Source organism: Paraburkholderia sp. (assembly GCF_049581445.1).
Lineage (GTDB): Bacteria > Pseudomonadota > Gammaproteobacteria > Burkholderiales > Burkholderiaceae > Paraburkholderia.
This window is the reverse complement of the sequence record NZ_JBAURZ010000218.1, coordinates 1-7,385: the sequence shown is the minus strand read 5'-3', so window position 1 is coordinate 7,385 and position 7,385 is coordinate 1. Positions and strand designations below refer to the sequence as shown.

Sequence of the window (7,385 nt, the reverse complement as noted above, 5' to 3'; positions counted from 1 at the left end):
GCGATTGCCAGCGTCCCAGCGGCAGCGCCACCGGCCGGCGCGCAGACCGCGGATGCATCCCAGGCCGGCAAGGTGCTGTATCAGCAGGTTTGTCAGGCGTGTCACGCGGCCGGTGTGCTCGGCGCGCCGAAGTTCGGCAACAAGGACGACTGGGCGCCGCGTCTGAAGGATCCGATGGATGTGGTCTATAACTACGCGTTGCACGGCAAGGGTGCGATGCCGCCCAAGGGCGGGTCGAATGCCTCTGACGCGGATGTGAAGGCAGCCGTCGACTACATGGTCACCGCGGCAAAGTAAGCGGCTCGCATACCGCCGGCGCGCCATTCATAGCTGGAAAACAAAAAATCCCTGCCGCATGTTCATGCGTGCAGGGATTTTTTATGCCCGGGCTCAAGGCTTCTGCAACAGTGCCTTCAAAGTCGCGAGTCGGTCTTTCGGCGACATCGGCGCTTCGTCGGCCGTCGGCGGCGGGGCTTCGTCCAGGCCCATTTCGGGGATAAAGCGCGACGGTTCGCATACAACCGTCTCCCGGGCGCGCTTGCGCTTCTTGCACCAGTTCAGATGCAAGCTGCGCTGCGCCCGCGTGATCGCCACGTACATCAGGCGGCGCTCTTCCTCGATGCGGGCGTCGTCGATCGGCGCGTCGTCCGAGCCGCCGCGATGCGGCATGATGCCCTCCTCGACGCCGACCAGAAATACGTGCGGATACTCGAGTCCCTTCGACGCATGCACAGTAGAAAGCCGCACCGCATCCGGGTCTTCTTCCTTGCCTTCGAGCATCGACATCAGCGCAACGGTCTGGATCAAACCGAGCAGATTTTTGCCGGTATCGGCGAGTCCATCGGCGTTGTCGTAGCCGGTCGCCTCACTGCCGGCCGCGGGCTCCGGCTTGGTGCCCTTGCGCTTTAGCCACTCAACAAACTCCAGCACGTTCTGCCATTTCGACTGCGCTTGGCGCTCGTCGAATGCGTCGTACAGGTAAGCCTCGTAGTGAATCGCGTCCATCAGGTCGTTGAGCACTTCGCTCGCCGGATCTTTGTCCGCGCGATCGGTGAGGCGCTGCATGAAATCACAGAAAGTACGCAGCGGCTCGACTTGACGTGCCGACAGCCGCGCCTCGATGCCGCCCATAAACACCGCCTCGAACAGCGACACCTTCGCCTGCCCCGCGAACGATCCAAGCGCCTCAAGCGTCGTATTACCCACCCCGCGCCGCGGGGTGGTGATCGCGCGGATAAACGCGGGATCGTCATTGGCGTTGGCGATCAGGCGCAGGTACGCGCAGATATCCTTGATCTCGGCCTTGTCGAAGAACGACTGGCCGCCCGATAGCACGTACGGTATCCGCTCGCGCCGCAGCACCTGTTCGAAGATACGCGCCTGGAAGTTGCCGCGATAAAGGATCGCGTAATCACGAAACTGCGCGCGTCGCTCGAACTTATGTGCGGACAAACGGAACACTACGGATTCCGCCTCGTGCTCTTCGTCGTTGCAGCCGGTCACGGTGATCGTGTCGCCCATGCCATGCTCGGACCAGAGCTTCTTCTCGAACAGCTTCGGATTGTTCGCAATCACGTTGTTGGCGGCCGTCAGGATCCGCACCGTAGAACGGTAGTTCTGCTCCAGCTTCACCAGATGCAGCTTCGGAAAGTCCTTGCCGAGCTGCGCGAGGTTTTCCAGCGTGGCGCCGCGCCAGCCGTAGATGGCCTGGTCGTCGTCACCCACCGCCGTGAACGCGGCGCGCGGGCCGGCCAACTGTTTCAGCAACTCGTACTGGCACGCGTTGGTGTCCTGATACTCGTCAATCAGCAGATAACGCAGTTTGTTCTGCCAGCGATCGCGGACCTGCTCGTTTTTTGCAAACAGTTCCGCGGGCAGCCGGATCAGATCGTCGAAATCCACCGCCTGATACGCATGCAGCGTGGCGACGTAATTGCGGTAGACAATCGCGGCCTGCTGCTCGTCCTCGTTCGCGGCAATCGCGATGGCCTCTTCCGGCATGATCAGGCCGTTCTTCCACAACGAGATGATCGACTGGATCTTGCGGATAAAACCCTTGTCGGTTGAGCCGACCTGCTCCTGGATCATGCCGAAGCAGTCGTCCGAGTCCATGATCGAAAATTGCGGCTTCAGGCCAACGTGCTCCGCTTCCTGCCGCAGAATCTGCACCCCGAGCGAGTGAAACGTGCATACCGTCAACTGATTGACGGGCACCTTGCGGCCTTCCTTGCCGGGGGTCGTCAGCGTCTTGCCTTCGAGCAGTTTGCCGACGCGCTCGCGCATTTCCGCCGCCGCCTTGTTCGTGAAGGTGACAGCCGCGATATGCCGTGGCTCGAAGCCTTTGACTTCGATCAGGTGGGCGATTTTCTGCGTAATCACGCGCGTCTTGCCGCTGCCTGCGCCGGCAAGCACGAGACAGGGACCGTCGAGATAACGCACCGCTTCATTTTGGGCGGGATTCAGGCCTGCGGACATCGTGTGTGGATGGGGTGTTGCGGTTGAAGGCAGGGCGCTGTGTGGACGTGTCGGATGAGCCGTCCCGCGCGAGAGCAGCGATGTTAACACGAAGACCTCGACGAAGACCCCGACGAAGACCTGAGCTCACTCCGGCCCCGCTTAGCGAGTCGCACCCCGCACTGCCTCCTTCGCATACATGCCACAATTACAGGTCACGCGCCGCCGCCGCGGTGGCAAAGCGGCGCTTCACTTTTGCAGGAAACTCATATGTCTGCCCCGCTGAAAACAGGATTGATGGGTTACGGTTTTGCTGGCGCTACCTTCCACGCGCCGGTCATCGAGCACTGTGGCCGTGCCACCGTCACGGCGATCGCAACCAGCAAAGCCGACGCGGCGCGCGCGGATTATCCGCGCGCCGCTGTCGTCCCCGATCTCGACGCGCTGCTGGCGCTGGATGAGATCCAGTGCGTCGTGATCGCAACGCCCAACGATACGCACTTCGAGTTCGCCAAGCGCACGCTCGAAGCCGGCAAGCATGTCGTCGTCGACAAACCCGTGACGCTCACCTCCACCGAGGCGCTCACGCTGGCCAATCTCGCGCTGGCGCGCCGCCTGACCTTCGCGCCGTTTCACAACCGCCGCTGGGACGGCGATTTCCTCACCGTTCGCGAACTGCTCGCAAGCGGCGAACTGGGCCGCATCACCCATTACGAATCGCACTTCGACCGCTTCCGACCCGACGTGAAACCGCGTTGGCGTGAAGAGGCGTCGCGCGGCGGCGGCCTGCTGTTTGATCTCGGGCCGCACCTGATCGATCAGGCGCTGACCTTGTTCGGCGCCCCCGCCACGGTGTCGGCGACCGTCAAGACGCACCGGGAGAATGGCGGCGCACCGGACTACGTTCACCTGCAACTCGGTTACGACAATCTCGAAGTGGTCTTGCACGCAACTGCACTCACCGCGCTAGCACCGCCGCGCTTTGCCATCGACGGCACGCGCGGCAGCTATATCAAGCGTGATCTGGACACCCAGGAAGATCAGCTCCGCGCCGGTCTGCGGCCAGGCGATGCCGGTTTTGCCGGCGGCAACCCGGCCGGTTTGCTGCGCGTGCTAGACCAAGGCAATCAGGAAGTGGAGCGCAGCTTGCCTACCCGCGACGGCGACTACGTTGGCTTCTATCGCGCCCTGGCCACAACGATTCAGGACGGCGAACCGTTCCCGGTCACTCCGCAGGACGCGATCGATGTCATGACCATCATCGAACTCGCTGCGCGCAGCGAAATGGAAGGCCTGCGTTTGCCGTTCGAACGCATCCGCTGATATCGCCTCGCAATTCGCGCCTTACATGACGCGAACGGCATCTAACAGTTCCGAAAGGAACGCTCCGTTACAATATATTCCCGGATCAGGTCATCGTGTGGCAACGCTTGAGCGTTGCTACACGGCATCGATCTGGTCGTCGATCACATACATGACGTCCGCAACTTTATTGCAAGGGACCAGAGTAAGTGTGCAAGCGCTAACTCCGGCCAACAAAGGAGAGTAGGTATGCAACGTTTCACCCGTGCGCTGGCAGCTTTGGCGTTGGTTTCTTCGCTGGCCGCCTGTGTGGTCAGCCCGCCGCCTCCGCCGCCTCCGCCGCCGCACCCGGATCAGCATCAGATCGCGATCCAGCGCCTCAATCAGGTCTATGGCCGTATCGATAACCTGAGCCGTCGCATCGATAATCACGTCAATCAAGGCTACTACCCGCCCCCGCAAGGTGGCGCATTGCATCATCGTCTCGACGTGATCCGCCAGGAAGCGCATGACATGGCCGCGCAACACGGCAACGGTCTGTCCGGCGACGAACAGCGCGTGCTGAACCAGGAACTGGACAACGCCGCTCACGCGATCGGCGAATAAGTCTGAAGTAAGCTGCCTTCTTGGTACAAAGCGCGGGGTTACTCCCGCGCTTTTTTTGCGTCTGAAAAAGGCCATCATGCCGAGGCGCACCTGCCTTCCGTCCCTCTGGCCTGGCCGGTTATTTTGGCGTGAAGCCGCGCGGCCTCCCGCTCAGCGCGGCTTCCTGTCCTAATTTGACAAGCCCCCGGCCCTCGCGTACATTCGCCGCACGCGTCGGGAGAGCGCGCTGGCCGCTGTTTTGAGCAGGCCGCGCCGCCGAAGGGGCATACCCGCAAACTCTCAGGCAAAAGGACCGACCGCGTCGAAAAACCCGTCGAATCAGACACCGGCTTTTCGCACTCTGGAGAGCGGCAGTAGCCACCGGTTTCGAACCACATCGAACCAGGCAGGCTGCCCACCGAAGGGGCGCGCGTTTCACCGCGGCGAATGACTCACATTGAACATTCGCACGGCAGCGCAATCTCTCAGGTATCGAGGACAGAGGGGTCATGCATCGCATCGCTCGCAGGCATTTGAGCCGCGAGGGATCAAGCCGCATGGCCTTTTTGTTTCGCTATCTGTCGAGATTTGCCTGAGGCCCCGATGACCGAACTCAAACACACCCCGCTCAACGCCACCCATCGCGCGCTGAATGCCCGCATGGTCGACTTCGGCGGCTGGGACATGCCCGTCAACTACGGCTCGCAGATCGACGAACACCGCGCGGTGCGTACCGATGCGGGCATGTTCGACGTGTCGCATATGTGCGTGGTCGACTTCCACGGCGAGCGGGTGCGCGCCTTCTTCGAATTCGCCATTGCCAACAATGTCGGCAAACTGCAAACGGCCGGCCGCGCGTTGTACTCCTGCCTGTTGAACCCGAACGGCGGCGTGATCGACGATCTGATCGTCTACTTTTTCGCGGAAGACTTTTTCCGCGTGGTGATCAACGCCGGCACCGCTGACAAGGACATTGCCTGGTTCAACAAGTTGAACGCCGAAGGCAACTATGGCCTCACCATCACGCCGCGCCGCGATCTCTCGATCGTCGCCGTGCAGGGTCCGAACGCCCGCGACAAGGTTTGGCAAGTCGCTCCGTCCAGCCGCACATCCACTGAACTGCTCAAACCGTTTAACGCCGCCATCGTCGACAGCACGCCGTTCGGCGAATTGATGATCGCGCGTACCGGCTACACCGGCGAAGACGGCTTCGAGATCGTGCTTCCCAGCGCTTCCGTCTGCGAGTTCTGGGACGCACTGCAACGCCAGGGCGTACGCCCGGCCGGTCTCGGCGCGCGCGACACGCTGCGCCTCGAAGCCGGCATGAACCTGTACGGCCAGGACATGGACGACAATGTCTCGCCGCTGGACGCCGGCCTCGCATGGACCGTCGACCTGACTTCGCCGCGCGAATTCGTCGGCAAGTCCAAGCTCGAAGCAGACGGCTCGCAAGCTTCGTTCGTCGGGCTCATCCTGCAGAAGGAAAACGGCAAGGCGGGCGGCGTGCTGCGTGCGCATCAAAAGGTCGTCACGCCGCTCGGCGAAGGTGAAATTACCAGCGGTACTTTCTCGCCGACCATGCAGGAATCGATCGCGTTCGCGCGCGTCCCGATGGGCGTCAAGGCGGGCGATATCGTCCATGTACAAATCCGTGATAAAGCCCTACCCGCGACCGTGGTAAAACTGCCGTTCGTACGCAACGGCAAAGTGCTTGCGGTTTAAGCAGCCGGCGCGTGCGTCTGTCTCTCCCATCTTTTAAGTCATCACCGAACACACCGCATAGGAGCATCCGATGAGCATCCCGGCCGATCTGAAATACACCGAATCGCACGAATGGGTCCGCACCGAAGCTGACGGCACGCTGACGGTCGGCATCACCGACCACGCGCAAGAAGCGCTCGGCGACATCGTCTTCTTCGAAGTCCAGGAACTGGGCAAGACCGTCACCGCTGGCGACACCGTCGCGGTCATCGAATCCGTGAAAGCCGCCTCCGATATTTACGCGCCGGTCTCGGGCGAAATCATCGAAGCGAACACGGCCGTGGCCGACACGCCGGATGCAGTCAACAGCACACCGTATGACAGCTGGCTGTTCAAGATCAAGCCGGCAGCGGATGCAACGCAAGACCGTTTGATCGACGCCGACGCTTATACGAAGTCCATCGGCGCCTAAATCTCTAAACCGTAAGGTGCGGCGTCCGGCAGACCCGGACGGCCGCACTGCCAGGATTACCTCATGAAGCTCGAACACCCGGATCGTCTGATGAACCGCACTCCTCTCTCGCTCGCCGCGCTCGAAGTGCATGATGCCTTCGCCGAACGGCACATCGGCCCGGATTCGGCCGATCAGCAAGCGATGCTCGAAGCCCTCGGCTTCGCGTCGCGCGCCGCGCTGATCGACGCCGTGATTCCGAAGACGATCCGCCGCAGCGAAACGCTGCCGCTTGGCCCCTTCGCGCAGCCGAAGAGCGAAGCCGAAGCGCTCGCCGCGCTGCGTGAACTCGCGGACAAGAACCAGGTGTTCCGCTCGTATATCGGGCAGGGCTATTACAACGCGCACACCCCGACGGTGATCCTGCGTAACGTGCTGGAAAATCCCGCTTGGTACACGGCTTACACGCCGTATCAACCGGAAATTTCGCAGGGCCGTCTGGAAGCGCTCTTGAACTTCCAGCAGATGGTGATCGACCTGACCGGGCTCGCCATCTCCAATGCATCGCTGCTCGACGAGGCCACCGCCGCCGCCGAAGCCATGACGCTGCTGCAACGCGTGGGCAAGCCGAAGTCGAACGTGTTTTACGTCGCCGACGACGTGCTGCCGCAAACCATCGAAGTGGTGAAGACGCGGGCGACGCCGGTTGGCATCGAAGTGAAGGTCGGTCCGGCTGCGGATGCTGCCAGTGCGAATGCTTTCGGCGTGCTGCTGCAATATCCAGGCGTGAACGGCGATGTGCGTGACTACCGCGCGCTCGCTGACGCGATCCACGCAGCGGGCGGCCACGTGGTCGCCGCCGCTGATCTGCTCGCGCTGACCGTCCTCACGC

The 7,385-nt window shown here is 62.0% G+C and carries 6 protein-coding genes, 1 pseudogene and 2 riboswitches; of the genes and pseudogenes, 6 read left to right on the top strand and 1 reads right to left on the bottom strand.

Going from position 1 to position 7,385, the window contains the following annotated elements; translation table 11 throughout:
- Window positions 1–297: c-type cytochrome (locus WCA85_RS18975; protein WP_424066419.1), on the top strand; the 297-nt coding region annotated here is incomplete at its 5' end.
- Between the two features lie 93 nt (window positions 298–390).
- Here the strand turns inward: WCA85_RS18975 and WCA85_RS18970 are convergent.
- Window positions 391–2,475: a UvrD-helicase domain-containing protein gene (locus tag WCA85_RS18970; RefSeq protein WP_424066418.1), complete on the bottom strand. Its 2,085-nt coding sequence runs from the start codon at window positions 2,473–2,475 to the stop codon at window positions 391–393.
- A 249-nt stretch (window positions 2,476–2,724) separates the two neighbouring features.
- On the opposite strand from WCA85_RS18970, the gene WCA85_RS18965 reads away from it, so the two are divergent.
- The 5 genes and pseudogenes from WCA85_RS18965 to WCA85_RS18945 all read left to right on the top strand — a co-directional run.
- Complete coding sequence (locus WCA85_RS18965; RefSeq protein ID WP_424066417.1) at window positions 2,725–3,777, top strand: oxidoreductase; 1,053 nt, start codon at window positions 2,725–2,727, stop codon at window positions 3,775–3,777.
- Window positions 3,778–4,005: 228 nt separating this feature from the next.
- Window positions 4,006–4,362, top strand: a complete 357-nt coding sequence (locus WCA85_RS18960) for a hypothetical protein (protein WP_424066416.1) — start codon at window positions 4,006–4,008, stop codon at window positions 4,360–4,362.
- Between the two features lie 204 nt (window positions 4,363–4,566).
- Window positions 4,567–4,667: riboswitch (glycine riboswitch) on the top strand.
- Window positions 4,668–4,692: 25 nt separating this feature from the next.
- Window positions 4,693–4,853, top strand: a riboswitch (glycine riboswitch).
- Window positions 4,854–4,944: 91 nt separating this feature from the next.
- Window positions 4,945–6,063 (top strand): glycine cleavage system aminomethyltransferase GcvT, encoded by a 1,119-nt coding sequence (gene gcvT, locus WCA85_RS18955; protein ID WP_424066415.1) that lies wholly within the window; start codon window positions 4,945–4,947, stop codon window positions 6,061–6,063.
- Between the two features lie 70 nt (window positions 6,064–6,133).
- On the top strand, window positions 6,134–6,514 hold the full coding sequence (gene gcvH, locus WCA85_RS18950) for a glycine cleavage system protein GcvH (protein ID WP_424066414.1): 381 nt from the start codon (window positions 6,134–6,136) through the stop codon (window positions 6,512–6,514).
- 63 nt (window positions 6,515–6,577) lie between these two features.
- A pseudogene (locus tag WCA85_RS18945) lies at window positions 6,578–7,385 on the top strand (glycine dehydrogenase (aminomethyl-transferring)); the annotation flags it as partial.

What these genes read in the sequence shown, in the direction of transcription:
- WCA85_RS18965 (WP_424066417.1), top strand. Translation starts at nt 2,725, where the DNA reads ATGTCTGCCCCGCTGAAAACAGGATTGATGGGTTACGGTTTTGCTGGC.
- WCA85_RS18960 (WP_424066416.1), top strand. Translation starts at nt 4,006, where the DNA reads ATGCAACGTTTCACCCGTGCGCTGGCAGCTTTGGCGTTGGTTTCTTCG.
- gcvH (WP_424066414.1), top strand. Translation starts at nt 6,134, where the DNA reads ATGAGCATCCCGGCCGATCTGAAATACACCGAATCGCACGAATGGGTC.
- gcvT (WP_424066415.1), top strand. Translation starts at nt 4,945, where the DNA reads ATGACCGAACTCAAACACACCCCGCTCAACGCCACCCATCGCGCGCTG.
- WCA85_RS18970 (WP_424066418.1), bottom strand. Translation starts at nt 2,475, where the DNA reads ATGTCCGCAGGCCTGAATCCCGCCCAAAATGAAGCGGTGCGTTATCTC.